Raw genomic sequence first — 26,274 nt, 5'->3', positions numbered from 1 at the left:
TTTTTCGCGTGTGCGGCAAAGGCTTGGCAGCTGCTTTCTGATGAAACGGGCTAAGTCGCGGAAATCCTGCGATTCGCATGCTTCAATTTTATGAAGATTGAGACAAGTATCTGATTCTACATGATTAAATGCGCAATGTGACGCAAATCCGTGGGTTCGGACGAGTCAACAAAACTATTTCATTTTCTTTGCACGGCAGGGCCTTGCTCGACTCAGTTTTCGGTTCCTAAAACAGACTTCCCCGGCGCGTTTCGATGCCGGGGCATGTGAAGTCCGCCGCGCCTGCCTGGGGGCAATGACCGGCCGTGGCGGGCCTTGTGATCGAAACGAGTTTTACCGCGGGAAACCATGTTTTCCGTCGAGGAGGGGTGCGTCGTTGTGACTCAAGTGCAGGCACTGGAGCGAGCTGATATGGCGGCAGTGAACAAGGCGTGGAGCCATGTCCGCGGCAACCTGCGGCGCTCGGCGGGCCAGCGCCTGTTCGATCAATGGCTCAAGCCCGTGGTGCTGGTCGACGGTTCGACCAGCGAAGCCGTCCGCCTGGGCCTGCCCTCTGCCTTCATGACCCAGTGGGTCAAGAATCACTATTCGGAGCGGCTGCTGCTCGAATTCCGCGCCGTGCTGCCCGAGGTGCTCAGCGTCACGATCGAGACGATGGCCGACGAGCCCGCGCGCGTGCTCAAGGCCGAGCCCGAAGCCGCCCCCGCGCCGCTGCCGCAGGGCGAGCGCCCGGCGTTCGACCCGCGCTTCACCTTCGAGCGATTCGTCGTCGATTCGGCGAACCGCGTCGCCTTCAACGCCGCCAAGGCGGTCGCGCAGCCGGGGGTGCCGCAGTTCAGTCCGCTCTATCTCCATGCCGGCACCGGCCAGGGCAAGACGCACCTGATGCACGCGCTCGGCCAGGCCTTCCTCGAAGCCAATCCCGAGGCGACGGCGATCTACGTGACTGCCGAGCGCTTCATGTTCGAGTTCGTCCAGGCGCTGCGCAACCGCGATACGCACGCGTTCAAGACCCGGCTGCGCTCGGTCGACCTGCTGATGATCGACGATCTCCAGTTCATCGGCGGCAAGGACGCGACCCAGGAAGAATTCTTCCACACGGTCAACGAGTTCATGTCGTCGGGCAAGCGACTGGTGATCGCCGCCGATCGCGCGCCGCAGGCGCTCGAAGGCTTCGAGCCGCGGCTTGCCGGCCGGCTCGGCTCGGGGCTGGTCGCCGACATCAAGCCGGCCGAGCTCGAGCTGCGCCGCGCGATCGTCGCCCGCAAGCTCGAGGACATGCCCGCAGTCGATATGCCCGCCGAGGTGATCGACCTGCTCGCGGCGCGAATCACGTCGAACGTTCGCGAACTCGAAGGCGCGCTCAACCGGCTGGTCGCCTATGCCAATCTCTCGAACGAGACGATCACGATCGACTTCGCGGTCGCCACGCTCGGCGAAGTGCTGCGCAGCGCGCAGCGGCGGATCACGATCGACGAGATCCAGCGCGCAGTATCGAGCCATTTCGAAGTCAAGCAGATCGACCTGATCTCCGAGCGCCGCGCCGTGGCGATCGCCCGCCCGCGCCAGATCGCGATGTACCTCGCCAAGCGGCTCACTACGCGCTCGCTGCCCGAGATCGGGCGCAAGTTCGGCAATCGCGACCATTCGACCGTGATCCACGCGGTGCGGCGGATCGAGGATCTGCGCGGCAAGGATGTCGAGATCGACGGCGCAGTCCGTACGCTGATGCGCGCGCTCGAAGGCTGAGCGACCGGTTACCCACCCCAGGGTGGGAAGGGGTGGAGGAGACGAGAGCGGGGCAACGCTATTTGGTCACGCCTCCACCCCGCTTGTCCGTCAAAATTTCCCTCTCCCCTCAAGGGGAGAGGGGATAAGGGTCACGGCACGATCCGGAAGAAATAGCTGTAGCTTCGTTGCGTGCCGCCGACGTTCACGCGCTCGATCGTGACGTCGTAGATGGTGTTGGCCTGGAGCCCGCTCACTGCGAACTGGACATTGTTGGGCAGGCCGTAGCCCTGGTTGTCGCAGGTGACCCGCGACACCGTCAGCGTCGCGCCGCCGCGGGCGCGCACCGTGATCGCGGCGTTCGAGAAGTCGACATTGGTGTTGCCCCATTTGTTGGTCTTGTTCGAAATCACCCCGAAGGAGAGCAGCGCGCTCGCGTCGAACAGCCGCGCGGGATAGTCCTCGAACGGATAGGCTACGAAATCGGGGAGCGGGCCGGCCGGGCCGGCGGGGCCGGCAGTGTCGAACACCTTGATCGCGGCGGCGTCGGCGCGGCTGCTGGTCTGGTAGCGCCCGGCGACGCGGCCATAGGCGACCGAGCCGAGAAACGGATCGAGCAGCCAGCGGCGATGCCCGACATTTTCGGCGACGATGTTCTGCACCTCGGTGAGCCAGCCCGCGATGATCTGCTCGTCGGTGTAGAAGCCCAGGCCCGCGCCGGTGCCGCCATAGAGGTTGCTCGATGCCGAGGCATCGGCGCCGGCCTGGGTGAAGCAGCGCCAGCTTGCCGGTGGGGTGTGGCTCAATTGGGCGTTGGCGGCCTGCATCAGCGCCGATTGCTGCGCGGCGGGCTCGTCGGCGGCCGAATAGGCGACCGCGGGCAAGCGATGGAGCGCGCGCACCGCGTTGAGGATCTGCAGCACCTGGCTGGTCACCGCGGGCTTGAGCAGGCCGGGCTGGCACGCGGTGATGTCGGGCGGGGTGGTGTAGAGCGAGGCGGCCGCGGTGAAGAAGTCGCCCGGGACCGGCGCGGGCGTCGGGAAGGGCACCGGCGTCGTGATGGGCGAGGGCGTTGGCCCCGAGTCGATCGGCGGTGGTACGACCGTGCCGCCTCCGTCGCTGCCGCTACCGCCGCACGCGGCAAGCGCGAGGAGGGGAATCATCAGCAGCGTCAGCTGTGTACGCATCGCGGTGCCCTCACGCAGGCGCGCGGGATCGCGCTTCCTGGGCGCTAGGGTAACGCGGCGCGGGCGGTTGCGTTTCCGCCAAGCGTGGTTAGCAGCCGGTACCGGCCTTGCGCGCGGCCCAGCCGATCGCACCGTCGACGAGCTTGAGATGTGCCGGGTCGGACCAAGCCGCGTCCTGATGGCCGAGCGCCGAATAGAAGATTCGCGCCTTGCCCTCGCAGCGCCACCAGACCAGCGCGTGCCGGTCGCCCATCCGATGCTTGGGCTCGAGCCGCATGCCGGTCTCGTCGAGCCGGGCGAGGACATGCGCGTCGGCCGCGGGGGGCGTGCTGTATGCGTAATATTCCTCGGTCCAGCGCCAGCGGACGGGCAAGTGGCGCGTCGCGGGATGGCTGCGGTCGAGCACTATGATGTCCGCGGTCTGGAAATGGTCGGCGCCGCCCGGATGGCCGGCATAGCGGCTATAGCCGAGCATGTGCTGGTACCAATCCGGATGGCTGTTGTCGCCGGCGCCGTGGAGGCCGACAAAGCCGTGGCCCGCGGCGATCCAGGCCTGGAAGGCGGCGCGCTGCTCCGGGGTGAACAGGTCGCCGGTCGCGCTGGCGAAGACCACCAGATCGAATTTGGCGAGCAAAGCGGGGTTGAACACCGCCGCATTCTCGGTGGCATAGGCGCTCCAGCCGCGCGCGCGGACCAGCTTCTCGATCGCAGTGGCGGCGGCGGGAATCGAATCGTGGCGGAAGCTGTTGGTCTTGCTGAAGATCAGCACCGCGGGGCGCCTGAGCACAGGGAAGCTGGGCGCAACGGTGTCGAAAGTCGGGGTGGGAAGGTTGGGGTTCGGCGTGGTTTGCGAGGCCGAAAGCAATGCGGCCAACGCGACGATCGATTTGAACATAGTCCTCTCCCATTCCGTCATCCCGGCTTTCGCAGGGATGACGATTGGGGAAAGATGACCGCGTTCAGGTCAGACTTGCAACCCCACGGCCTGCTGCGCTGCCTTGAGCGTCGGCGCGGCGAGCGCGGCGGCGCGCTCCGCTCCCTTGGCGAGCTGCGCGCCGACTGCGGCGCGATCGTCGAGCAGCTGGGTCAGCCGGTCGCGGACGGGTGCCAGCACTGACACCGCCAGGTCCGCGAGCGCCGGCTTGAACGCGCCGAAGCCCTTGCCGGCATATTCCTCGACCACCGATTGTGGCTCGCGCTCGGCAAGCGCGGCGTAGATCGTCACGAGGTTCTTCGCCTCGGGCCGTTCGGCAAGGCCGTCGACGCTGTCGGGGAGGAGGTCGGCATCCGACTTGGACTTCTTGATCTTGGCGGCGATCGTGTCGTCATCGTCGATCAGGTTGATCCGGCTCATGTCCGAGGGATCCGACTTGGACATCTTGGCGCTGCCGTCGCGCAGCGACATGATCCGCGGGGCGGCCTTGGAGATCAGCGGCTCGGGCAGCGGGAAGAGATCGACTTCGAAATCGGTGTTGAACTTGGCCGCGATGTCGCGCGCCAGCTCGAGATGCTGCTTCTGGTCCTCGCCGACGGGGACGTGCGTCGCCTTGTAGACGAGCACGTCGGCCGCCTGGAGCACGGGGTAGGTGAACAGCCCGACGCTGGCGCCTTCGCGGTTCTTGCCGGCCTTGTCCTTCCACTGGGTCATGCGGTTGAGCCAGCCCATCCGCGCGGTGCCCTGGAGGATCCAGCACAATTCGGCATGCGCGGGCACGCGCGACTGGTTGAACAGGATCGCGCGGTCGTCGATCCCGGCCGCCATCAAGGTCGCGGCCATTTCGATCGTCGAATTGGCGAGTTCCTGGGGGCTGACATTGCCGGTCAGCGCGTGGAGGTCCGCTAGGAAGAACAGGCATTCACCCTGTTCCTGCATCGCGACCCACTGCCGGATCGCGCCCAGATAATTGCCGAGGTGCAGATTGCCGGTGGTCTGGATGCCGGAAACGACGCGCATGTTCACTCCTTGGGTGCCGCCTGGGATTTGCGGCGGATCAGGGCCTTCAAGTCGCTCACGCGGTAGGCGCCGGTGACGAAGCAGGCGACGACATAGAGCGCGCCGCCCGCGCCGACCAGCGCCGACAGCGCCGCGAAGCGCATCCAGAGGTTGCCGGTGAGATAGGGATCGAGCAGCCGCTCGCCCGCGAACAGCGCGCCGCCCATCAATAGTGCCGCGAGCGCCAAGCGGGGCAGGCGGCGCTTTAGCTGGCTGTCGGCGGCGAAATGGCCGCGCTTGCGAAGCGTGTGGTAGAGCATCACGACATTGACGGTCGAGGCGATCGCGGTGGCGAGCGGCGGGCCGACATGCTTGAGCGTGGGGATCAGCGCGAGGTTGAGGATCAGGTTCACCCCGACCGAGATCGTCGCGAAGCGCACCGGCGTCCGCGTGTCCTCGCGGGCGTAGAAGCCGGGGGTGAGCACCTTGATCAGCACATAGGAAGGCAGACCGATCGAAAAGGCCGACAGGGCCCAGGCGCAGCGCACCGTGTCCTCGGCGCTGAACTGGCCGTGCTGGAAGAGGCCGCGGACGATCGGCTCGGCGGCGATCAGGAAGGCGACCGTCGCGGGAAGGGTGAGGAACAGCGCGAGTTCGATCCCTCGGTTCTGCGTTTCCATCGCCTCGGCATCGCGCCCGGCGCCGAGCAGCCGCGAGACGGTGGGGAGCAGGATCGTGCCCAGCCCGATGCCGATCAGCCCGAGCGGCAGCTGGTTCAGCCGGTCCGCGTAATAGATGTACGAGATCGAGCCCTCGGCGAGCAGCGCGCCGGCCAGTGCGGTCGAGACGATCAGGTTGATCTGGACCGCGCCGGCGCCGAGCGCGGCGGGGAGGATCAGCTTCATCAGTCGCTTGATCTCGGGATCGAGCCGCGGGCGGCGCAGCTTGAGCGAGACGCCGGCGCTACGGCAGGCGAGCCACAGCCAGCCGAGCTGGAGTAGCCCGCCGACGGGAATCGCGATCGCCTGGGCGCGGGCGGTGTCGTACGGATCGCCGTGGAAGAACAGCAGCGCCGACACCATTGCGATGTTGAGCAGGATCGGCGCGGCGGCGTTGACCCAGAATTTGTCGAGCGAATTGAGGATCCCGCCGAGCAGCGAGGCGAGGCTGATCAGCAGCAGATAGGGGATGGTGATCCGGCTCAATTCGACTGCGAAGGCGAACTGGTCGGCGGTTGGGTGCTGCTTGGAGAAGCCACCGGCGAGGCCCCAGGTCAGCGGCCAGGCGGCGGCGAGCATGACGACCGTCATCGCCGCGAGGAAGACGAACAGCACCGCCAGTGCACGCTCGGCGAACGCTAGCGCGGGGCTGAGGTCGCCGTCGTTCTCGCCGACTTTGCGGTTGAACATCGGAATGAACGCGGCGCTGAACGCACCCTCGGCGAAGAAGGCGCGGAACATGTTGGGGAGGCGGAACGCGACGAGGAAGGCGTCCGAGGCGAAGCTCGCGCCGACGAAGGTCGCCTGGAGCGAATCGCGGACCAGCGCGAGGACACGGCTGGCGAGGGTCAGCCCGCCGATCGAGCCGAGGCTGCGCGCGAGTTTCATGACCGGGCGACAGACATAGAACCCGTTCGCACTGAGCTTGTCGAAGTGCCGTTCTTCCTCACCGTCGAGCGAAAGAAAGACGGGGTTTCGACAAGCTCAGCCCGAACGGGGAGGGGAAGCAACATTATCCCGTGCTCCCCCACCCGGGTCTCAGGCGTTGCCTGCGATCTCGCCCTGCGCGATGTCGCCGGCCTGGGCGCGCTGCTGCAAATAGATGCCGGTGAAGTCGATCGGCTCGAGCATCAGCGGCGGGAAGCCGCCGTCGCGGACGCAATCGGCGATCACGCGGCGCGCGAAGGGGAACAGGATGCGCGGCGCTTCGCCGAGCAGGAACGGCTCCATCTGGTCCTGCGGCACGTTGCGGATCGCGAACAGCCCCGCATAAGAAAGATCGACGACGAACGCGGTCTGGTCCTCGGCCTGCGCCTTGACGTCGATCTTGAGCACGACTTCGTAGACGTCCTCGCCGACCTGGCCCGAGCCGATGTTGAACTGGACGTCGATCGCCGGCGCGGTCTGCGACTGATAGACCTGCGGTGCATTCGGATTCTCGAACGACAGGTCCTTCACATATTGCGACAGCACCCCCGCGACCGGCGCGGTATCAGCGCCATTGGCAGCGGGCTCGCCGAATTCGGCGACGGTGTCGTTCTCGGCCATCGAAGATTCCTCTTTTCTCGGAAAGTTTCGCGTGTGTGACGCGTTTGTTCAGCCAGCGCGCCTAGCAGGGGCGCGAAAGGACTTCAATCGGGCGGCGTTTTCGCGGGGCGTTTGTATCCCGCGGCGCGAAGGCCTATGTAACTCGGTGACGAGGCTCGGAGGCTCAGTGTTTTACGTTATCCTGTTCGCGATGATCGCCGGTTTTCTGGCACTCAGGCTCTACTCGGTGCTCGGCAAGCGCACCGGGCATGAGCAGGCGCTGCCCAAGCCCGCCGAGGAGCGCGTGGGCGCGCAGGCGATGCCGCGCACGATCGACATGACGCCGGAAGTGCGCGAGAGCGCCAACCGCCCGATCGAAGCCGGTGCCGAGAGCGGGCTGCGCGCCGTTATCTCTGCCGATTCGAGCTTCGACGTCGCGCAGTTCGTCGAAGGGTCCAAGTCCGCCTACCGCATGATCCTCGAGGCCTTCTGGAAGGGCGACGAGGAAACGCTGGCGTGGCTGGTCGAGGACGAGGTTCGCGGCGGGTTCGCCGAGGCGATCGCCGAGCGCAAGGCCGCGGGGCACGTCCTTGATAATCGGCTGGTCGCGATCGAGCGTGCGATGATCATCGACGCCTCGGTGGAGGGCAAGGTCGCCCGGATCACCGTCCGGTTCGACGCCGATATCGCCGCGGTCACGCGCGACCAGGACGGCAATGTCGTCGCCGGCTCGCTCAGCGACGCGGTCGAGACGCACGACATCTGGACCTTCGCGCGCAATCTGCGCAGCGACGATCCGAACTGGAAGCTGGTCGAAACCGACGAAGCATAAGGGACTGCATATGCGTCTGTGGGGGACAGTCGCGCTTGCGGCTCTGTTGAGCGCCTGTTCGGGCGGAATCGTGCCGCCCGAAGCGGGCGTGAGCCGCGCACCGGCACCTTCGCCTGCACCGGCGCCGCGCGACACGCCGCGCTCAAGCCTTCCCGAAACCCCGGTCCATCTGCCCGCACGCCAGCCGACCGCGGCCACGCCGCTCGCGGCGATGCCCGCCTTGCCGGTGCCCGCGAGCGCAACCACCGCGCGTACGACCGGCGTCGTCGCCGGGCCTGCGCTCAATACGCTTCCGATCGGCCAGGAGGGCGCCGAGCGCGCGCTGGCCGCGTACAAGCTGAGCTGCACGTCGCTCCAGCGCCGCACCGACAGCACCGGCCTGACTCAGGGCGCCGATTGGGCCGAGTCGTGCCGGGCCGCCTCGAGCTGGCCGACCCGGGATGCGCGCGGCTTCTTCGTCCGCCATTTCGACACGGTGCAGATCGGCGACGGCAAGGCGTTCGCCACCGGCTATTACGAGCCCGAGATCCACGGCTGCCGCGAGCGCCGCTCGGGGTGCGAAGTTCCGATCTACGGTGTGCCGACCGACCTGATCGACGTCGATCTCGGGCTGTTCTCGGACGACCTCAAGGGCAAGAAGATCCGAGGCCGCGTCGAGGGCAAGAATTTCGTTCCCTATTTCGACCGCACCGCGATCGAGCAGGGCCGGCTGGATGGCCGCGCGCCGGTGATCGCCTATGCGAACGATCCGGTGGAGATATTCTTTCTTCAGGTGCAGGGGTCGGGCCGGCTGCGGTTGCCCGACGGCGGGGTGATGCGGATCGGCTATGCCGGGCAGAACGGCCGCGACTATACCGGCATCGGCAAGCTGATGAAGGATCGCGGGCTGCTCGGCCCGGGCCAGACCTCGATGCAGGGCATCATGGCCTATCTGCGCCAGAACCCCGAAGAAGGCCGCGCGATCATGCGCGAGAACAAGAGCTTCGTGTTCTTCAAGGAACTGACCGGTGCGGGGCCGCTCGGCGCGATGGGGTTGCCGGTGGCGGGCTGGACCAGCGCCGCGGTCGATCCCAAGTTCGTGCCGCTCGGCGCACCGGCGTTCCTGTCGATGGACCGCACCGATGCCACCGGGCTGTGGGTCGCGCAGGATACCGGCGGCGCGATCAAGGGCGCCAACCGCTTCGACACCTTCTGGGGCGCAGGGGACGACGCACGGGCGATCGCGGGCGGCATGTCGGCGCGTGGGGTCGCGTGGCTGCTGCTCCCCAAGGCCGTGGTGATGCGGCTGACGGCGGCACCGGTCACGCCGTGAAGCGAACGCTGGCGACCGAGGAAGCGGCGCTTTGGAAACGCGTGATCGAGACGGTTACCCCGCTCAAGAAGGCAAAGGCGGCACCCGTACAAACTCCCCTCCCTGCAAGGGAGGGGCCGGGGGTGGGTGCGAGCGGCAAAGCCGCGAGCCCTCCGCCCGCGGCGCGCGCCTCGCTCGAAGCTAAAGCTTCTCGCACCCACCCCCGACCCCTCCCTGCAAGCACGGAGGGGAGTGCCAATACCCTCGACGGCTCTTGGGACCGCAAGCTCTCGCGCGGCCTCGTCTCGCCCGAATCCAGTATAGACCTGCACGGCCACAGCCTGAGCGCCGCCTATGACCGGCTCGACCACGGGCTCGACCAGGCGATCCGCCGCGGCGATCGCGTGCTGCTGCTGATCACCGGCAAGCCGCCGCGCCCCGAATCGGAGCGTCCGCATGCGCGCGGAGCGATCCGGGCGGCGGTGGGCGACTGGCTGGCGTCGTCGCGCCATGCCGATCGCATCGCCGCGGTCCGCACCGCGCACCCGCGCCACGGGGGCAGCGGCGCTCTTTATATTATACTCCGCCGCCCTCGCGAAACGCCGCCACGAAAATCTTAACCTCTGTCTGGCAGATTTCCGTCCGAGAGCGATTGACGGGGGTTGGACGGCCAAAGTGGAAGGATTTTCGCTAAAGAGCCGAGCCATCGCCTTCGCGATGTGCGCCGGGGCGGTGGCGTTCATCCTCGCTTGTGCCGCCGCGTCCGAAAGCTCGCTCACCGTCGAATCCGCCGGCCGCGCGCTGATCGCCGCGATCATCTGCGGCGTGATGTGCTGGGCCTCGGCCGAGCGCAGCATCGCCTCGACCGCCGGCGCGATCGATTCGGCGATCGAGCGACTCGCCCGCGCCGCCAATGGCGACCTCCAGAGCGAGATCCCCCAGGAAGTGCGCGAGTGCGTGCCCCCGCTGGCGCGCGCGATGGACGGGCTGTTCCACCAGCTCCATGACAATCTCGAGAGCGTCCAGCGGCTTGCGATGTTCGATCCGGTCACGGGTCTCGCCAACCGCACCAATTTCCGCCGCACCGCCGAGCGGATGCTCTCCGATCTGCCGCCCGGCGCCGATGCGGTGCTCTATTTCATCGATCTCGACCGCTTCAAGGCAGTCAACGACACGATGGGCCATGCCACGGGCGACGTGCTGCTCGGGATGGTCGCCAATCGGCTGCGCGCGGTCGCCGACCGATTCGCAGCCGAGGGCGAGGTCCGCGCGCCGCTGATAGGCCGCCTGGCGGGCGACGAATTCACGATGTTCTTCCCCGAGCTGCGCAGCCTGCGTGACGCCGACCGGATCGGCCGCGGGGTGCTGTACGCGCTGTCCGAGCCGTTCGACCTCGCCGATCAGGAGATATCGATCGGTGCCTCGATCGGCGTGGCGATGCGCCCCGAGCACGGGACGACGCTGCACGACCTGATGCGCGCCGCCGATGCCGCGATGTACCACGCCAAGGCGCTGGGCCGCGGCCGCGCCGAGCATTTCAGCGAATTCCTTGCCGCGCAGATCGCCGAGCGTGCGCAACTCGAAAGCGACCTGCGCACCGCCGTCGACAAGGACCAGTTCGCCCTGGTCTTCCAGCCGCAGGTGAGCGCCGCTGACGGCCGCATCGTTGGCGCCGAGGCGCTGCTGCGCTGGCGGCATCCCGATGGGCTCAAGCTGCCCGGCGCGTTCATCCAACGCGCCGAGGAGACCGGGCTGATCGTCGAGATCGGCGATTGGGTGGTGAGCAGCGTCGCCGAGACGATCTCGCGCTGGGGCCGGATGGGGATCCAGCAGCGGCTCGCGGTCAACATCAGCCAGCGCCAGATCGACCATGCCGAGTTCTTCCGGCGCCTCCGCGCCGCGATGCACGCGGCGCGCGCGCCGGCGAGCCTGCTCGAACTCGAGATCACCGAGACGCTGGCAATGCATTGCTCGAGCGAAGTGCTCGATGCGATCTCGGCGCTGCGCGCCGACGGCGCGAGCGTGGCGATCGACGATTTCGGCACCGGCTATTCGAACCTCGCGCGGCTGCGCCAATTGCCGATCGACCGCGTCAAGCTCGACCGCAGCCTGATCGAGCATGTCGTCGAGCAGCCAGAGGCGCGGACGATCGCCCAGGCGGTGATCGGGCTGGTCCACGGCCTTGGCTGCGAAGCCGTGGCCGAGGGGATCGAAAGCGACGCGCAGGCCGCGGTGCTCCGCGTGATCGGCTGCGACGTGCTCCAGGGCTATGCCGTGGCGACGCCGATGGCCGAGGACGAGTTCCTCGCCTGGGCCCGCGACGTGGAGCCGCGGCGGATCGCGGGGTAGGACCTAGCCCTCTTACTTCCCGTTCGTTTCGAGCGAAGTCGAGAAACCGCATCAGGCGTTGAACAAGCGTTTCTCGACTTCGCTCGAAACGAACGGAGGAGGGGGGACCTTATCGCCACACCCGCCGCAGCACTTCCTCGTACACATCGGTCAGTCCCGCCAGGTCCGCCAGCGCCACCGCCTCGTCGAGCTTGTGCATCGTCGCATTGATCAGTCCGAACTCGACTGTCGGACACAGCTTGACCAGATAGCGCGCGTCCGAGGTGCCGCCGCTGGTCGAAAGCTCGGGCGTCACGCCCAGCTTCCCCTCGATCGCGCCCGCGACCAACGAGGATAGCGCGCCCGGTTCGGTGAGGAACGCCTCGCCATAGACCGTGCCCCTGACCACCGCGCCCGGCGCGTGGCGTTGCACGATTGCATCGATCCGCGCGATCAGCGCCGCGCCCTGCTGCTCGTCGTTGAAGCGGATCGACAGGCGCGCGCGGGCGCTCCCGGGGATGACGTTGGTCGCCGGATTGCCGGTGAAGAGGTCGGTGACTTCGATATTCGAGGCCTGGAACCAGGCGTTGCCGCTATCGAGCGCGATGGCGTCGATCTCGGCGAGCGCGGCGACCAGCCTGGGGATGGGATTGTCGGCGAGGTGGGGGTAGGCGACATGGCCCTGCTTGCCCGGCACATCGATCCAGATCACCGTCGATCCGCGCCGGCCGATCTTGATCGTGTCGCCTAGCCGGTGTGCCGACGTGGGCTCGCCGACCAGGCACAGGTCGGGCTTTACCCCGCGTTCGGCCATCCGCTCGATCAGCCGGGGCGTGCCATAGGTCGCCGGGCCTTCCTCGTCGCCGGTGATGATCAGGCTGAGCCGACCATCGCCAGGCACCCGCGCCGCCGCCGCGACGAAGGCGGCGATCGCGCCCTTCATGTCGACTGCGCCGCGTCCATAGAGCAGGTCGCCGCGAACCTCGGGGGCGAAGGCGCCGCTCATCCAGCCTTCGCCGGGCGGCACGACATCGAGATGCCCGGCAAAGGCGAAGTGCTGGCCACCGGTGCCGCGCGTGGCGAGGAGGTTCTCGACCGGTCCGTCGGGCTCCTCGCCTTCGACGAAGCGCTCGACCGCGAAGCCGAGCGGGACCAGCGCGGCCTCGAGCACGTCGAACACGGCGCCGCGCGCGGGGGTTACGCTTTCGGCGGCGATCAGCGCCTTGGTGAGTTCGACGACGTCGGGCAAAAGGCTCTCCACAGGTTACGGAGGCGGCATTGCCCAAGCTCGATCTAGATACAATCCCGCAGACCAATGCCACCGGCTATCCCGCGCCGCATTCGAACGCGGTGCAGGGCCGCTGGTATCGCCGGCTGGGCCCCGCGAGCGGGATCACCGATTTCGGATTCAGCCATGTCACGCTGGTGCCCGGCGCCTGGTCGTCGCAGCGGCATTGGCACGAGGGCGAGGACGAGTTCGTGGTGATGCTCGCCGGCGAGGCGGTGCTGGTCGATGACAGCGGCGAGACGGTGATGCGCGCGGGCGACGTTGCGGCCTTCCCCAAGAACGACGGCAACGGCCATGTCCTGCAGAACCGCAGCGACGCCGATTGCGTGTTCATCGCGGTCGGGCGGCCGAGCGACACCGACTGCCATTATCCCGATATCGACATGCATCTGTTCGCCGGGCAGGGCTTTCGGCGCAGGGACGGCGGCGACCTGTAATTTCCCCTACCGTGCGGTTCAGCGAAGCTTCACGAACATGCGCGTATGGAGCGACCATGCGTTGGGCGCTCCTCTTGTCCGTGGCCGTTTTTGGCGTCGCCGATATGGTGGCGTTCTCTGGCGCGCACCTGACCGGGCTGGGCACTTTCGCGCTCGAGCAGGTCGATGCGCTGCGGACCAAGGCCGACGAGATGTCGCGCGAGCCGGTCTGACCGCTCAGTCGCCCGCGGGCATCTCGAACTGCTCGATCACCCAATCCTCTTCCTGCGCCCCAGCGATCCAGTCCTGCATGAACGGATGCTGGAGCACGGCGAGCATATAGCTCTGCGCGAAGCGCGGCACCGGCAGCGAATAGGTCACGATCCGCGTCACCACCGGCGCGAACATGATATCCACCGCGCCGAATTCGCCGAACAGGAATTCGCCCTCGCCGCCGAAGCGCGCGCGCGCCTGCGCCCATAGTTCCATGATCCGGCCGAGCTCCTGCATCACGTCGGCGTCGGGTGTCTTGGGCGGATAGACTTGGCGGATGTTCATCCCGTGCTTGCGGCGCAGCGCGGCGAACCCCGAATGCATCTCGGCTGCCATCGATCGCGCCATCGCGCGTGCCGCCGGGTCCGACGGCCAGAACTTCGTGCCGCCGGTCTTGTCGTTGAGATATTCGACGATCGCCAGGCTGTCCCACACCACCGCGTCGCCGTCCCACAGGATCGGCACCTTGCCCGAGGAGGGCGCGAACTCGTCGCCCTGGCGGCGCTTGTCCCACTCGGCGTCGTAGAGCGGCACCACGACTTCCTCGAAGGGCAATCCCGATTGCTTGCACGCGAGCCAGCCGCGCAGCGACCAGGAGCTATAGGCCTTGTTGCCGATGATGAGCTTGAGCATGGCGCGCGGGATAGCGGGCGCGCCGGCTCGGGGCAATGCGCGTCTCAGGCGGCTTCGAGCGTCGCGACGAAGCTGCGCATCTCGCGCATCAGCGCCTGGGTTTTGTCGACCAGGTCGCTGGTGACGGCGCCCAGCTCCTCGGTGACGCCCGCGGCAGTGTTGGCGGCATGTTCGGCGACTGCGGCGCTGCCGTGCAGGCTCGACGTGAGCGAGGCGGCGGAGCCCGCATATTGCTGGATCGAGTGGATGACGTCGCCCTGGCGCTCCATCGCCTGCTCGACTGCGCCGGCGACTTCGCCGATCCGCCCGAAGCTCTCGCGCATGTCGCCGACGATGCTCGCGGTCGAATCGACGGCCTCGGTGATCTGCTCGAGCCGGCGGCGGATGTCCTTGGTCGCCGCGGCGGTCTGGGCGGCGAGCGCCTTCACTTCCTGCGCGACGATCGCGAAGCCGCGTCCCGCCTCGCCGGCGCGCACGGCCTCGATCGAGGCGTTGAGCGCGAGCAGGTTGGTCCGCGCCGCGACTTCACTGATCAGGTCGGCGATCCCGCCCGCGCTGCTGGCATAACCCACCAGCGTCGCGAAGCGGTCGTCGGCGGCGCGCGACAGCGCGTGGAGGCGCACCGTGGTGGCTTCCTGCGCGGCGATGCTGGTCTCGACCGCGTCGCGCGAGCGCCCCAGATTCTCCGATTCCTCGAGCAGCACCGCGGCGCCGATATCGGCCTCGCCGACATGGCTCACCACGCCGCGGACCTGATCCTGCGACACCCGCGTACTCTGGACCAGCGATTGCGCTGACTGGCGCGTCTGGTCCGCCGCGGCGGCGAGATCGGTGATGTTGCGCATGAACACGTTCTCGAATTGCCCGGCGATGCGAAGCACTTCCTCGTCGCGCGCACGGCGGCTCTCGGCCTCGAAGCGCGTGCGCGCCTCGGCAGCGGCTGCCTGGCGCTTGTATTCCTCGCGCTGCGCCTCGGCGCGGAGCAGGTCGCGCTCGTGCTCGGCGGCGGCGCGCGCCTGGCCGAGCTCATACTGGCTGGTAACGAGTTCGGACTGTTCGAGCACGAAGCGGCCGAGCATCAGCACGAACACCGCAAGGAAGATCGCCATCCCGAGCGGCAGGCCCCAGGAGATCGCGAAGGAGACGTTGACGAGGTTCGCGGTGAACAGGAACGCAACGCTGGCCGGGGGCAGCGCGGCATAGCGCAGCGCACCGATCGCAGTTACGCCCGCGATCACCGCGACGATGATGATCAGCTCATGATCGCTTGCGCCGAGCCCCATTGCGCCGAGGAACGTCATCCAGCCGAGCGCCGCGAGCCCGCCTTGAACCAGCGACATGTGAATCGCCCGTCGCGAACTTTCGACTTGCCAGCCGCGCTTCTGCTGGCGGAAATAGCGGATCAGGAACCCGCCCAGGATGCAGAGGTGCAGCGCGAATGCAGCGACGCGCACGGGCAGATATTCGGGGCGGTGGAACAACACCATCAGTCCGACCGTGGTAATCACTGACATCACGAAGGTGAAGGCGAAGCCGTTCGATACCGACATGATCTGGGTGCGTACCAGTTCCTCGGGCAGCGCGACCCAGCGGCCATAGATAGCCGTAGTCAGGCGCGAGAGGAGGGGGCGCGGCGCATGCGTCATTCGATCCATTTTAGCGCGCATCTGCACGCCTATACGGATTTTCACGCAGGTTTAGGTACTTGCCCTGAGGACAGGGCAGGGAGCGTCAGCCGATCGCTTCTAGGACTGCGGCGCGCAGCTCGGGCAATCCCATGCCCTTTTCGCTCGACGTCGCGATGATGTCGGGATGCGCCGCCGGGCGTTTGCGCGCCTCGGTCTCGGTGCGCGTGCGGACCTCGGCAAGGTCGGTCGCCTTGATCTTGTCGGTCTTGGTAAGGACGATGCGATAGCTCACCGCCGCCGCGTCGAGCATATCGAGGATCTCGTTGTCGACGTCCTTGATGCCGTGGCGCGAATCGATCAGCACCAGCGCGCGCTTGAGCACGTCGCGCCCGCGCAGGAAGTCGTTGACCAGGTAGCGCCATTGGCGCTGCATGTCCTTGGGCGCCTTGGCGAAGCCATAGCCCGGCATGTCGACGAGGCGGAACTTGAGCGGCTCGCCGATGTCGAAGAAGTTGAGTTCCTGGGTGCGCCCCGGCGTGTTCGACGTGCGCGCCAGCCCGTTGCGGTTGGCCAGCGCATTGAGCAGCGACGACTTGCCGACGTTCGATCGCCCGGCGAACGCCACTTCGGGCACCACCGGATTGGGCAGATGCTCGAGCTTCGGCGCCGATTTGAGGAACGCAATCGGGCCGGCAAAAATCTTCCGCGCGGATTCGATCTGATCGTCGGTGAAAGCGGGGTCGGTCATTTGACCTTCACGTCCTTCTTCACCGGCTCCTTGAGCGCCGGGTGCTGGCGATAGAGCAGCCATTGCTGCGCCATCGTCAGCACGTTCGACGTGATCCAGTAGACCTGCAGGCCGACGGCGAACGGCGCCATCAGGAACATCAGCATCCACGGCATGATGCTGAAGATCTGCTTCTGCATGTCGTCCATCGGCGCCGGGTTGAGCTTGAACTGGAAATACATCGATACGCCCAGCAGGATCGGGAACACGCCGATTGCCAGGAACGAGGGCGGGGTGAAGTTCAGCAGCCCGAACAGGTTGAGCACCAGCAGCGGATCGGGCGCCGACAGATCGTGGATCCAGCCGACGAACGGCTGGTGGCGCATTTCGATCGTCAGCAGCAGCACCTTGTAGAGCGCGAACATGATCGGGATCTGCAGCAGGATCGGCAGGCAGCCCGCGAGCGGGTTCACCTTCTCCTCCTTGTACAGCTTCATGATCTCCTGCTGCTGGCGTTGCTTGTCGTCCTTGTAGCGCTCCTGCAGCGCCTTCATCTTGGGCTGCACCGCGCGCATCGCCGCCATCGAGGCGAACTGGCGCTGGGCGATCGGGAACAGCAGGCCGCGGATCGTCAGCGTCAGCAGGATGATCGCGACGCCGAAATTGCCGACCATGCGGAACAGCCAGTCGAGATAGTAGAAGATCGGCTGTTCGATCAGGCCGAACCAGCCCCAGTCGATCGCGCGGTCGAACTGCACGATGCCGAGCTTGTCCTGATACTCCTCGAGCAGCTTCACTTCCTTCGCGCCGGCGAAGAAATGGCTCGAATAGGTGATCTTCTTGCCCGGATCGACATTGAGTGCAGCGGCGACCTGATAGTCGGCCTGATAGCCCTTGGCGGGGGTCGGGCGCTGCTGGACCTGCACGGGGACGCGCTGGTCGGGGATCACGGCGGTCAGCCAATAATGGTCGGTATAGCCCGCCCAGCCGCCGGTGGTGGAGAAGCTCTGCTGCGCCTCGTCGACCTTCTTGTAATCGATATAGTCGGCCTTGCCGCCATAGATCGCGATCGGGCCGACATGCGCGGCCCATTGGTCGACATCGGTCGACTTCTGCGCGCGCGTGACCAGCGCATAGGGCGTGACCGAAACCGGCGCGGTGCCGAGATTGGCGACCGTCTGGCGGACGCTGAACATATAGTCCTCGTCCACCGCGAGTTCGATGCGGAACACCTGGCCGGTCGGGCTCTGCGCGCTCAGCGTCACCGGGGTTGACGGCGTCAGCTTGTTGCCGCTCGCCTGCCATACCGTGTCGGCACCCGGCGCCTGGACGCCCGCGCCTTGCCAGCCGAACTGCGCGAAATAGGCGCCCTTAGCGCCGCTCGGCGACAGCAGCCGGATCGGCGGCGAATTCTTGGCGACGGTTTCGTCATACTTCACGAGCACGAGATCGTCGATCCGCGCGCCCTTGAGGTTGATCGATCCGCGCAGCTTGGGGGTCTCGATAACCACGCGCGGCGTCTCGGAAAGCACCACCGTGCGGTCGCGCATCGCCTGGGGCGAGTCGGAGGCGGGGTCGGCGCCCGGGTTGGCCACCGGCTTGGTCTTGCCGCCCTCGATCTTGACCGGGGCGGGGGGCTGCTGCGGGAAGATCCAGTGCGCGATCTGCGGCCAGCCGAACAGGATCAGCGCGGCCAGCACTGCGAAGATCACGAAATTCTTTTGGTCGTCTTTTTTCACCGGTGGTTCCCTGAGAGATCCGTCATGGCACGGGATCGTATCCGTGCCCGCCCCATGGATGGCAGCGCAGGATGCGCCGCAAGGCAAGCCAGCTGCCCTTGAGCGCTCCATAGCGGCCAAGCGCCTCGATTGCATAGGCCGAACAGCTCGGCGCATAGCGGCAACTGGGCGGCAGGATGCGCGACGGCCCGAGCTGCCAGAAGCGCGCGATCAGGATGAGGATGCGGGCGATCATCGCGCGAGCTTCGCGCACGCCTTGGCCAGCTCGGCCTTGAGATCGGCATAGTCGCGCTCGATCCCGCCATTGCGGCCGATCAGCACATGGTCGGCGCCGGGCACGCCCGATTCGGGCAGCACTTCGCGGGCAAGCGTCCGGAAGCGGCGCTTCATGCGATTGCGCACAACTGCGTTGCCGACTTTCTTGGATACGGTAATGCCGACCCGAATCGTCGGATCGGCATCGTCACGTGCGCGCACCAGCAGGACGAAGCCGGGCATAGGCGCCCGCTTCCCCGCATTGGCGGCGAGATAGTGCTTGCGCTCGGTGAGCCGCGCGAGCGGTACGGCGGTTAGGCCGACAGCTTCTTGCGGCCGCGCGCGCGGCGGGCACGGATCACGTTGCGGCCGCCGACGGTCGCCATCCGGCTGCGGAAGCCGTGCCGGCGCGCACGCACCAGGTTGCTCGGCTGAAAGGTCCGCTTCATCGCTCATCCTCGAGTATCTAGAACGTAAAAGGGCCGCCACTGGGGCGGCCGTGTGTCGGGTGCCCATACTGAGACGAGTCGTCCAAGTCAATGTTGCTCTGCCGGAAAACCGAGCAGTTCGGCCTCGGCCTTGGCGACTTCGGCCTCCTTGGCACGTTGCTGGCGGCGGCGATAGCTCATCCGGCGCAGCGCGATGTCGCTATAGCGCCCGAAGCGCGGCCAGCGCCGCTTGAGCCGGACGAAGCGCTTCCGCGCCCAGTTCGAATTCTGGAGGATCAGTGTCAGCCCCGCGGCGAAGGTGACGATCCCGCCGGGGCCTGGGATCGGCCCGACCAGCGGCGTCACTATCAGCAGCAGCACCAGTCCCGTGACGAGCAGGCTGATGCGGACCACCGGACTCTTGCGCGAACGCGACATGCCCCGCGATGTGGGTTGTGTGTGTTGTTCATGCAAGACAGGCACGCTTCACTCCGTTTTGGCAGGGACATGTTCCACAACGGAGAAAAGCGGCTATGGTCTCCCTCGGGTCGGGATGGGGGTCGCATGATTGCGAGCGTTTCGACCGTTGCGTATCTCGGGCTGGAGGCGCGTGGCGTCGAGGTGCAGTGCAACCTCGTCGCGGGGCTGCCGAGCTTCGTCGTGGTCGGCCTGCCCGACAAGGCGGTCGCCGAGAGCCGCGAGCGCGTCCGTGCCGCCATCTCGGCGATCGGGCTCGCGCTCCCGCCCAAGCGGATCATCCTCAATCTCTCGCCCGCCGACCTGCCCAAGGAAGGCTCGCATTTCGACTTGCCCATCGCGCTGGCGCTGCTCGCCGCGATGGGGGTGGCCGACGCCGAGACGCTGTCGGGCTATGTCGTGGTCGGCGAGCTCGGGCTCGACGGGCGTATCGCCGCCTCGCCCGGCGTGCTGCTCGCCGCGCTCCACGCCTCGGCGGAAGGGAAGGGGCTGGTCTGCCCCGTCGCGCAGGGCCCCGAGGCGGCTTGGGCCGGATCGATCGAAGTCGTCGCCGCGCCCGACCTGATCGGGCTGCTCAACCATTTCAAGGGCAACCAGCTCCTTCCTGCCGCGCCTGCGGGCGAGATGGACACGCCGGGCTATGGTCCCGACCTCGCCCAGGTGAAGGGGCAGGAGACCGCCAAGCGCGCGCTCGAGATCGCCGCAGCGGGCGGCCACAATCTGCTGATGGTCGGTCCGCCCGGTGCCGGCAAGTCGCTGCTCGCTTCGTGCCTGCCCGGCATATTGCCACCGCTCGACGCCGCCGAGGCGCTCGAAGTCTCGATGGTCGCCTCGGTGGCGGGCACGCTCAACGGCGGCAAGCTCACCCGCACCCGCCCGTTCCGCAGCCCGCACCACAGCGCGTCGATGGCGGCGCTCACCGGCGGCGGGCTCAAGGTCAAGCCAGGCGAAGTCAGCCTCGCGCACTTGGGCGTGCTGTTCCTCGACGAGCTTCCCGAATTCCAGCGCGCGGTGCTCGATTCGCTGCGCCAGCCGCTCGAGGCGGGCATGGTCAGCGTCGCCCGAGCCAACGCCCACGTCACCTTCCCGGCGCGCGTCCAGCTGATCGCGGCGATGAACCCGTGCCGCTGCGGCCATCTCGGCGACCCCGCGCTCGCCTGCGCCCGTGCGCCCCGATGCGCCGCCGATTACCAGGCCAAGGTCTCGGGGCCTTTGCTGGACCGCATCGACCTGCATGTCGAAGTCCAGCCGGTCAGCGCCGCCGATCTGATCCTGCCGCCCCCCGCCGAGGGCTCAAGCGAAGTCGGCGCCCGCGTCGCCGCCGCCCGCGCGATCCAGGCGGCCCGCTACCGCGACGTCCCCGCACGCACCAATGCCGAGGCGGAAGGCGAAATCCTCGCTGCCTTCGCCACTCCCGACGAGCCCGGTCGCAAGCTCCTTGCCCAGGCCGCCGAAGCGATGCGCCTCTCCGCCCGCGGCTATACCCGCGTCCTCAAGGTAGCGCGCTCGGTGGGGGATCTCGACGGTTCGGAGCAGGTCAAGCGGATCCATATAGCCGAGGCTTTGAGCTACAGGCGGCGGCCCCCCATAAATTAGAGCGAGCGCAGCGGACCGGCAGCTGTTGCGACCATATGCGATCTTGCAAGGGGCGAGGAAGATGCGCTGACCGCCGGCACGCGCATACGATATGCTGGCTTGCATGCCAGGCGCGCGCGCACCAATCAGGCCCGATGCGTATCGCCCTTTACGAACCCGAAATCGCCGGGAATGTCGGCGCAGTTCTGCGGCTCGGCGCCTGCCTCGGGGCGGCGGTGGACCTGATCGAGCCTATGGGGTTCGCCTGGGACGATCGCCGGGTTCGCCGCACGGCGATGGACTATATCGATCATGTCGAGATCGCCCGGCATGCCGGCTTCGACGCGTTCAAGGCCAGTATCGGCTCGCGGCGGCTGGTGCTGTTCACTACCAAGGGCAGCGGGTCCGCCTATGATTTCGTCTTCCAGCCCGGCGACGTGCTGTTCTTCGGAAAGGAAAGCGCGGGCGTTCCGGCGACGATCGCCCAGGCCTGCGACGCCCGCGTGCGCATTCCGATGCGGCCGCAGGTGCGATCGATGAACCTTGCGACATCAGCGGCGCTCGCGCTCGGCGAAGCGCTGCGCCAGACCGCGACGTTGCCGGGTTGAGGGGGATCGCGTTCGGCCTCCCCTCCCTGAAAGGGAGGGGCAGGGGGTGGGTTTAGCTTCGGGCGAGGCTCGATGCCTCGCACGGGGCTGTTTTGCCCAGCTGTTCGATGAGTGTCTTTTGAGCGCGCAGACGCGCGCACCCATCCCCAGCCCCTCCCTGCAAGCAGGGAGGGGCGTTGAAGCGGAAGCCTGCGGCACCCGGGCGACGGTCGGTAGAATCCGAATGCGCATTTTCGCCCGTCCGAAGCCTGCCCCCCGAAATCCTTCCTAAAATACCCCTGTAGCTCGCGCGATCGATCCGTGGGCGTCGTCAGGAGTAATGACTTGAGCCTCTATTCCGCTCTCTATGCCGGCGTGTCCGGCCTCAGCGCCCAAGCGAGCGCAATGGCGACCGTCGCCGACAACATCACCAACATCAACACCGTCGGCTACAAGGGCGTCGAAGCCCAGTTCCGCACCATGGTCACCGACGGCCGTGCCAAGAGCAACTATTCGGCGGGCGGCGTTTCCGCAGCGCCGGTCTCGACGATTTCCAAGCAGGGCCTGCTTCAGGCTTCGGGCAGCAGCACCGATCTCGCGATCGACGGCGGCGGCTTCTTCGTGACGCGCGCCACGTCGGATTCGTCCGGCGACGTCGCCTATACCCGCGCCGGCGCATTCCGCCCGGACGAAGAAGGCTTCCTGCGCAATCCGGCTGGCCTCTATCTCTATGGCTGGCGCCTGGGCGCCACCGGCGAATACACCAACACCGGCAGCGTCGAAGCGCTCGAGCCGGTGCGCGTCAGCGACCTGATCGGCACCGCATCGCCGACCACGCGCATCCAGGCACGCATGAACCTGCAGTCGTCGACCGCCAACTATGCCGGCGCGTACACCGCCGGTGACATGGCGGCCGGCACCGTGACGCCGCAGTTCACCCGCTCTTTCGACGTGTCGGACTCGCAGGGCGGCACGCACCGCGTGACGATGGGCTTCATCAAGACCGGTGCGAATACTTGGCAGAGCGAAGTCTATTCGAACCCGGCCAGCGACGTGACCGCCACCGGCGGTGTGCTCGCCAGCGGCACGATCAAGTTCAACCCGGATGGCAGCCTCGACCGCGCCGGCTCGAGCGCCGCGCTGTTCACCCCGCTCAACGTCACCTGGACCAACAATGCCGGCTCGGTTCCGATCACGCTGGCAATCGGCAGCGACGACGGCATCGACGGCATCACCCAGTTCGGCACCGAGAGCTCGCTGATCTCGTCGAACGTCGATGGCGGCATGCTCGGCAACCTCTCGTCGGTCGAAATCGACAAGCAGGGCGTCGTCAACGCAATCTTCTCGGACGGTTCGACCCGCGCGGTGTTCCAGCTGCCAATTGCGACCTTCCAGAACCCGGACGGCCTCACCCGCCTGTCGGGCAATGCCTATACGATCAGCCGCGCCTCGGGCGGCATGACGCTCAACGCGCCGGGCCAGCTCGGCGCGGGGTCGATCTCGGCCAACTCGCTCGAAGCCTCGACCGTCGACCTGGCGGGCGAGTTCACCAACATGATCCGCTTCCAGCGGGCATACAGCGCCTCGTCGAAGATCATCACCACGGTCGACGACATGCTGCGCGAAGTGAGCGACCTGAAGCGTTAATCCTCCAAATCCCGAGACCTTAGGCGATGTCGCTCAACAACATCCTCGGATCGGCGGTTTCCGGCCTGGCAGCAGCCCAGGCCGGACTCAAGTCGGTGTCGAACAACATCGCCAATGTCGGCGTGTCGGGGTATGCGCGCGAGCGCGTCAACCTCAGCACCGGCGTGGTCTCGGGCCAGGTCAGCGGCGTCAAGGTGGGCGAGCCCAGCCGCGTCGCCGACCGCTTCCTCGAAGCCAATGTCTACCGCCGCGCGGGCGACTATGGCCGCGCGGACGTCACGGCGGGCTATCTCGACCGGCTCCAGTCGCTGCTCGGCCAGCCCGGCGCGGCCTCTGGCCTGCCGGCGCGGCTCGACGCGATCACCTCGTCGGCGGTCGCGATGACCGGCTCGCAGAGCTCGGCGCAGACTGTCGCGGTGTTCACGGCCGACGTGCAGGACGCGATCGATTCGATGCAGCAGCTGACGAGCGACGTCGACGGGCTGCGCGGCGACGTCGAATCCGAGGTCGGCTATTCGGTCGACAAGATCAACAGCCTGCTCAAGCGCATCCACGATCTCAACACCACCGTCGCCTCGGCGACCGGGCAGGGCCGCAATGTCGGCGGCGCCGCCGACCAGCGGATGACCGCGATCGAGGAACTGAGCAGCCTCATCTCGGTCAACGTGCGCGACCAGCCCGACGGTCGCGTCTCGATCGAGACTGCCAATGGCGCGACGCTGCTCGACAAGAAGCTGCGTCAACTCAATTATCCCAATGCGGGGCTGGGCACGTCGCAGCCCGTCTATCCTACGATCGAGATCCGCTTCGCCGAAGACAGCGGCGCGATGGGTGCGGCGACCGGCGAGAAGCTCGATTCGGCTGCGGTCGGCGGCAAGCTCGGCGGGTTGCTCGACCTGCGCGACCGCGCGCTGCCCGCATTCAGCGAGCAGATGGGCGTGCTGTTCTCGGGCCTGTCCGAGGCGCTGAACGCGGTCTCCAACGCGGGCAGCACCGTGCCGCCGCCCGCGAGCCTCGACGGGCGCCAGACCGGCCTGGTCGGCGGCGATCGGCTGGGCTTCACCGGTGCCGCGACCTTCGCAGTGACCAAGGCCGACGGCACGTTGGTCGCCAAGACGAGCGTGAACTTCGACACGATGCCTGCTGGCGCGACGGTCAACGACATGGTCGCCGCGATCAATGCGGGGCTGGGCGGTGCGGGCACCGCGACCTTCACCGACGGCAAGCTCAGCATCAAGGCCAATGGCGCCGGCAACGGCGTGGTGGTCGCGCAGAACGAAACCAATCCGAGCGCGCGCGGCGGCGTCGGCGTCTCGCAATATTTCGGGCTCAACGATTTCGTCCGCAGCGATTCGAGCACGCTGGTCCCCTCGGGTCTCGCCGCCGGCGACCCCCACGGATTCGCTGCGGGCGAAACCACCCAGATCGTGCTGCGCGACGCCACCGGGCGCGCGCTGACCAACTATACGCTGACGCCAGCGGCGGGCGGGACGGTCGGCGATCTCGTCACCCAGCTCAATGCGAGCCCGCTCGGCGATTTCGGCGCGTTCAGCCTCGACGATCGCGGCCGGATGCGTTTCGAGCCGACCGCCTCGCTTTCGGGTGCGACGCTCTCGATCCCGTCGGATTCGACCGACCGCTTCGGCACCGGCCGCGGCTTTTCGGCACTGCTTGGCCTCACCGGCACGTCGAGCGGGCTCGGCAATGCGCAGGTCCGCCCTGACGTGCTCGCCAGCCCGGCCAAGCTGCCGCTCGCGCGCTTCCAGGACAATGCGGCCGTCGGCGCCAAGGCGCTTGGTGCCGGCGACACCCGCGGCGCGACCGACTTCGTCAACAAGCTCGCCGGGTCGCTCGATCTCGGCAAGGACGGCACGACGACGATCGAGCGCTTCTCGAGCCTGCTGCTCGGCCGTACCGGGCTCGAGGCGAGCCAGGCGAAGGGCAACCTGCTCGACGCTTCGGCGCGCCGCGACGACGCGGTCAACCGCCGCGACAGCTTCTCGGGCGTCAATATCGACGAGGAACTCGCGCAGATGGTGGTGCTGCAGAACAGCTATTCCGCCGCCGCGCGCGTGATCTCCACCGCGTCGGAAATGTACGACACCCTGCTCAACATGGTCTGATCGGAACCAGAATGACTCGCGTAGCCACCATCCCGCTCCAGCGCACCATGTCCAGCGCGATCCAGCGCTCGCAGGAAGCGCTGGCGATCACCCAGCAGCGCCTCGCCACCGGCAAGAAGGCGTCGGACTTCGCGTCGCTCGGCACCGAGACGGTGCGCAACCTCTCGGCGCACAGCCTGCTTGCGCGCCAGGACGCGCAATCGACCGTCGCCAAGCGCGTCGGCACCACGCTGTCGCTCTATCAGGGCCATCTCGAGGGCGTCGACAAGGCTGTCGGCGATCTCAAGACCGACATCCTCAATGCGATCGGCACCGGCGATGCCGCCGGTCTTCAGGAAGCGATCGAGACCGCGTTCAGCCAGTATCGCACGTCGCTCAATGCCAGCGAGGGCGGCGGGCCGCTGTTCGCCGGATCGCAGACGGGCAGCAATCCGTTCACGCCAGACACGCTCGCGCAGGTCGCCTCGACCACCGCGGCCGACGCGTTCAAGGACGACGGCATCCGCTCGAGCGCCCGCGTCGCCGACGGTGTCGACGTGACCTATGGCATCACCGCCAGCGCCGTGGGCAAGGATCTGTACGCGGCGTTCCAGACGCTGGCCCAGGCCGGGACGATCGGCGCCAAGCCGACCGACGCGCAGATGGACGCGCTCAAGAAGGCCGTGGGGGAACTCGGCGTCGGGATCGACAGCCTGCGGGCCGTCAATGCCGACAATGGCCGCAAGCAGAACCAGGTCGAGACGCTGACCACCCGCGGTGAGCAGCGCTCGCTGCTGCTCGAGGCCGTGATCGAGACCAACGAGGATGCCGATCTCGGCCAGGTCGCGCTCGACCTCGCCCAGCAGAAGACGATGCTCCAGGCGAGCTACTCGGTGTTCTCGCAGCTGAGCGACCTCAGCCTGGTCAACTATATCCGCTGACGCTGCCGCGTCC

26 protein-coding genes are annotated in these 26,274 nt (G+C 67.3%); 12 read left to right on the top strand and 14 right to left on the bottom strand.

The annotated features are described in order from the left end of the window. Window positions 1–411: 411 nt before the first annotated feature. The gene (gene dnaA / locus RZN05_RS10685; RefSeq protein ID WP_317226599.1) at window positions 412–1,749 is read left to right on the top strand and encodes a chromosomal replication initiator protein DnaA; all 1,338 of its coding nucleotides are present in this window, start codon (window positions 412–414) and stop codon (window positions 1,747–1,749) included. Window positions 1,750–1,880: 131 nt separating this feature from the next. Here the strand turns inward: dnaA and RZN05_RS10680 are convergent, their stop codons facing one another. The 5 genes from RZN05_RS10680 to secB all read right to left on the bottom strand — a co-directional run bounded on the left by RZN05_RS10680 (window position 1,881) and on the right by secB (window position 7,115). Continuing rightward, window positions 1,881–2,915 (bottom strand): CAP domain-containing protein, encoded by a 1,035-nt coding sequence (locus tag RZN05_RS10680; protein ID WP_317226598.1) that lies wholly within the window; start codon window positions 2,913–2,915, stop codon window positions 1,881–1,883. A gap of 88 nt (window positions 2,916–3,003) precedes the next feature. Then, a complete protein-coding gene (locus tag RZN05_RS10675) occupies window positions 3,004–3,810 on the bottom strand; it encodes a ThuA domain-containing protein (RefSeq protein WP_317226597.1) in 807 nt (268 codons plus the stop codon). Window positions 3,811–3,879: 69 nt separating this feature from the next. Continuing rightward, window positions 3,880–4,869: a tryptophan--tRNA ligase gene (trpS, locus tag RZN05_RS10670; protein WP_317226596.1), complete on the bottom strand. Its 990-nt coding sequence runs from the start codon at window positions 4,867–4,869 to the stop codon at window positions 3,880–3,882. A 2-nt stretch (window positions 4,870–4,871) separates the two neighbouring features. Further along, window positions 4,872–6,455 (bottom strand): murein biosynthesis integral membrane protein MurJ, encoded by a 1,584-nt coding sequence (gene murJ / locus RZN05_RS10665; RefSeq protein ID WP_317226595.1) that lies wholly within the window; start codon window positions 6,453–6,455, stop codon window positions 4,872–4,874. 150 nt (window positions 6,456–6,605) lie between these two features. Beyond that, entirely contained in the window at window positions 6,606–7,115 is a 510-nt protein-coding gene (secB, locus tag RZN05_RS10660) for a protein-export chaperone SecB (protein WP_317226594.1), read from the bottom strand. 166 nt (window positions 7,116–7,281) lie between these two features. Here secB and RZN05_RS10655 point away from each other — a divergent pair, with 166 nt between their 5' ends. From RZN05_RS10655 to RZN05_RS10640, 4 genes are read left to right on the top strand one after another with little or no spacing between them, the layout of a single operon-like run. Continuing rightward, a complete protein-coding gene (locus RZN05_RS10655) occupies window positions 7,282–7,926 on the top strand; it encodes a Tim44/TimA family putative adaptor protein (protein WP_317226593.1) in 645 nt (214 codons plus the stop codon). Window positions 7,927–7,936: 10 nt separating this feature from the next. Further along, entirely contained in the window at window positions 7,937–9,238 is a 1,302-nt protein-coding gene (gene mltA / locus RZN05_RS10650; RefSeq protein ID WP_317226592.1) for a murein transglycosylase A, read from the top strand. Then, window positions 9,235–9,837 (top strand): Smr/MutS family protein, encoded by a 603-nt coding sequence (locus RZN05_RS10645; protein ID WP_317226591.1) that lies wholly within the window; start codon window positions 9,235–9,237, stop codon window positions 9,835–9,837. The genes mltA and RZN05_RS10645 overlap by 4 nt, the downstream gene beginning before the upstream one ends. A gap of 55 nt (window positions 9,838–9,892) precedes the next feature. Further along, window positions 9,893–11,566, top strand: a complete 1,674-nt coding sequence (locus RZN05_RS10640) for a putative bifunctional diguanylate cyclase/phosphodiesterase (RefSeq protein ID WP_317226590.1) — start codon at window positions 9,893–9,895, stop codon at window positions 11,564–11,566. A 109-nt stretch (window positions 11,567–11,675) separates the two neighbouring features. Here RZN05_RS10640 and dapE read toward each other — a convergent pair whose 3' ends face one another. Continuing rightward, window positions 11,676–12,794, bottom strand: a complete 1,119-nt coding sequence (dapE, locus tag RZN05_RS10635) for a succinyl-diaminopimelate desuccinylase (protein ID WP_317226589.1) — start codon at window positions 12,792–12,794, stop codon at window positions 11,676–11,678. A 29-nt stretch (window positions 12,795–12,823) separates the two neighbouring features. Here dapE and RZN05_RS10630 point away from each other — a divergent pair, with 29 nt between their 5' ends. Then, entirely contained in the window at window positions 12,824–13,270 is a 447-nt protein-coding gene (locus RZN05_RS10630) for a cupin domain-containing protein (RefSeq protein WP_317226588.1), read from the top strand. Window positions 13,271–13,326: 56 nt separating this feature from the next. Then, window positions 13,327–13,482: a hypothetical protein gene (locus RZN05_RS10625; RefSeq protein WP_317226587.1), complete on the top strand. Its 156-nt coding sequence runs from the start codon at window positions 13,327–13,329 to the stop codon at window positions 13,480–13,482. A 4-nt stretch (window positions 13,483–13,486) separates the two neighbouring features. Here the strand turns inward: RZN05_RS10625 and RZN05_RS10620 are convergent, their stop codons facing one another. The 8 genes from RZN05_RS10620 to RZN05_RS10585 form a co-directional block, all read right to left on the bottom strand. Further along, complete coding sequence (locus RZN05_RS10620; RefSeq protein WP_317226586.1) at window positions 13,487–14,155, bottom strand: glutathione S-transferase family protein; 669 nt, start codon at window positions 14,153–14,155, stop codon at window positions 13,487–13,489. Window positions 14,156–14,199: 44 nt separating this feature from the next. Then, on the bottom strand, window positions 14,200–15,810 hold the full coding sequence (locus RZN05_RS10615) for a methyl-accepting chemotaxis protein (RefSeq protein WP_317226585.1): 1,611 nt from the start codon (window positions 15,808–15,810) through the stop codon (window positions 14,200–14,202). Window positions 15,811–15,886: 76 nt separating this feature from the next. Then, a complete protein-coding gene (gene yihA, locus RZN05_RS10610) occupies window positions 15,887–16,531 on the bottom strand; it encodes a ribosome biogenesis GTP-binding protein YihA/YsxC (protein WP_317226584.1) in 645 nt (214 codons plus the stop codon). Then, on the bottom strand, window positions 16,528–18,249 hold the full coding sequence (gene yidC / locus RZN05_RS10605; protein WP_317226583.1) for a membrane protein insertase YidC: 1,722 nt from the start codon (window positions 18,247–18,249) through the stop codon (window positions 16,528–16,530). Before yidC ends, yihA begins: the two co-directional genes overlap by 4 nt. 22 nt (window positions 18,250–18,271) lie before the next feature. Then, entirely contained in the window at window positions 18,272–18,484 is a 213-nt protein-coding gene (gene yidD, locus RZN05_RS10600) for a membrane protein insertion efficiency factor YidD (RefSeq protein ID WP_317227604.1), read from the bottom strand. Continuing rightward, complete coding sequence (gene rnpA / locus RZN05_RS10595; protein ID WP_317226582.1) at window positions 18,481–18,747, bottom strand: ribonuclease P protein component; 267 nt, start codon at window positions 18,745–18,747, stop codon at window positions 18,481–18,483. Before rnpA ends, yidD begins: the two co-directional genes overlap by 4 nt. A gap of 71 nt (window positions 18,748–18,818) precedes the next feature. Beyond that, the gene (rpmH, locus tag RZN05_RS10590) at window positions 18,819–18,953 is read right to left on the bottom strand and encodes a 50S ribosomal protein L34 (protein WP_029724273.1); all 135 of its coding nucleotides are present in this window, start codon (window positions 18,951–18,953) and stop codon (window positions 18,819–18,821) included. 87 nt (window positions 18,954–19,040) lie between these two features. Continuing rightward, window positions 19,041–19,370 (bottom strand): hypothetical protein, encoded by a 330-nt coding sequence (locus RZN05_RS10585; RefSeq protein ID WP_317226581.1) that lies wholly within the window; start codon window positions 19,368–19,370, stop codon window positions 19,041–19,043. 126 nt (window positions 19,371–19,496) lie between these two features. On the opposite strand from RZN05_RS10585, the gene RZN05_RS10580 reads away from it, so the two are divergent. The 5 genes from RZN05_RS10580 to RZN05_RS10560 all read left to right on the top strand — a co-directional run bounded on the left by RZN05_RS10580 (window position 19,497) and on the right by RZN05_RS10560 (window position 26,261). Then, window positions 19,497–21,005: a YifB family Mg chelatase-like AAA ATPase gene (locus tag RZN05_RS10580; RefSeq protein ID WP_317226580.1), complete on the top strand. Its 1,509-nt coding sequence runs from the start codon at window positions 19,497–19,499 to the stop codon at window positions 21,003–21,005. 134 nt (window positions 21,006–21,139) lie between these two features. Further along, window positions 21,140–21,592, top strand: coding sequence for a tRNA (cytidine(34)-2'-O)-methyltransferase (locus RZN05_RS10575; protein ID WP_317226579.1), 453 nt, complete (start codon window positions 21,140–21,142; stop codon window positions 21,590–21,592). A gap of 324 nt (window positions 21,593–21,916) precedes the next feature. Beyond that, entirely contained in the window at window positions 21,917–23,218 is a 1,302-nt protein-coding gene (locus tag RZN05_RS10570) for a flagellar hook protein FlgE (protein WP_317226578.1), read from the top strand. A gap of 26 nt (window positions 23,219–23,244) precedes the next feature. Further along, on the top strand, window positions 23,245–25,341 hold the full coding sequence (locus RZN05_RS10565; RefSeq protein WP_317226577.1) for a flagellar hook-associated protein FlgK: 2,097 nt from the start codon (window positions 23,245–23,247) through the stop codon (window positions 25,339–25,341). Window positions 25,342–25,352: 11 nt separating this feature from the next. Continuing rightward, the gene (locus RZN05_RS10560) at window positions 25,353–26,261 is read left to right on the top strand and encodes a flagellin (protein WP_317226576.1); all 909 of its coding nucleotides are present in this window, start codon (window positions 25,353–25,355) and stop codon (window positions 26,259–26,261) included. The last annotated feature ends 13 nt before the right edge of the window (window positions 26,262–26,274 follow it).

It is taken from the genome of Sphingomonas sp. HF-S4, assembly GCF_032911445.1.
Taxonomy (GTDB): Bacteria; Pseudomonadota; Alphaproteobacteria; order Sphingomonadales; family Sphingomonadaceae; genus Sphingomonas; species Sphingomonas agrestis.
This window is presented reverse-complemented; position numbering and strand designations above follow the sequence as displayed.